The 1,174-nt window shown below is 46.6% G+C and carries 1 pseudogene; it reads right to left on the reverse strand.

Features of this window, described 5'->3' with window-relative positions:
• A pseudogene (locus Q0845_RS27685) lies at positions 1 to 1,174 on the reverse strand (hypothetical protein); the annotation flags it as partial.

The raw sequence follows: 1,174 nt of genomic DNA on the forward strand, positions 1-1,174 counted from the left end.
ACTCCGTTTGGTGTGCCATCTCCGTCACAATCTGCTGTTGTCCAAATTGGATTTGTAGCATCTTCATCACCTACTGTGCCATCGTCAACACATGGATCTTGTGGATCTGGATCGACTCCGTTTGGTGTGCCATCTCCGTCACAATCTGCTGTTGTCCAAATTGGATTTGTAGCATCTTCATCACCTACTGTTCCGTCGTCAACACATGGATCTTGTGGATCTGGATCGACTCCGTTTGGTGTTCCGTCACCGTCACAATCTGCTGTTGCCCAAACTGGATTTGTTCCATCTTCATCGCCTACTGTGCCATCGTCAACACATGGATCTTGTGGATCTGGATCAACTCCGTTTGGTGTACCATCGCCGTCACAATCTGCAGCAGCGTAAATAGCGTTGCTTGTATCTTCATCTCCTACTGTTCCATCATCAATACATGGATCTTGTGGATCTGGATCAACTCCGTTTGGTGTGCCATCGCCGTCACAATCTGCTGTTGCCCAAACTGGATTTGTTCCGTCTTCATCACCTACTGTACCATCATCAGTACATGGATCTTGTGGATCTGGATCGCTTCCATTTGGAGTGCCATCACCGTCACAGTCTGCTGTTAACCAAGCCGCTGTTTGCGTTTGGGTTACTAAGATTGGATTGTAATCACAAGGATCTTGTGGATCTGTATTGTTTGGTCCTGGTGTACCATCTCCATCTGGATCTACTTCATCTCCATTGGTTACTCCATCGCCGTCACAATCTATTGCCAACCATGCTATTGTTACTGAAGCAAAGTTTTGAGCTGTTGCGTCATAATCACATGGATTCGTTGGATCAGTTCCGTTTGGTCCTGCTGTTCCGTCTCCGTCTGGATCGACTTCATCTCCATTAGTTACTCCATCACCATCACAATCTCCTGCAACGTATTGAGGATTTGTTAAATCTACTACTGTTCCTGCAGCACATGGATCGTAATCTTCGCGAAAATCTACTTCTGCCGTGCTTGGATCGTCGTCATTATCTGTACCTGATGCGCCTGCGTCTAAGTTGTCATTTACATCTGGTTGTACTCCTGTATCATCACTGGTATCAAAGCCATCGTCTAATCCGTCACCATCGGTGTCAGTTCCTGTGAAGGTGCCTTGTCCTGCTTCATCCACATCGTCAATACCATCATCATCAC

It is taken from the genome of uncultured Kordia sp. (assembly GCF_947489565.1).
In the GTDB taxonomy this organism is placed as follows: Bacteria; Bacteroidota; Bacteroidia; order Flavobacteriales; family Flavobacteriaceae; genus Kordia.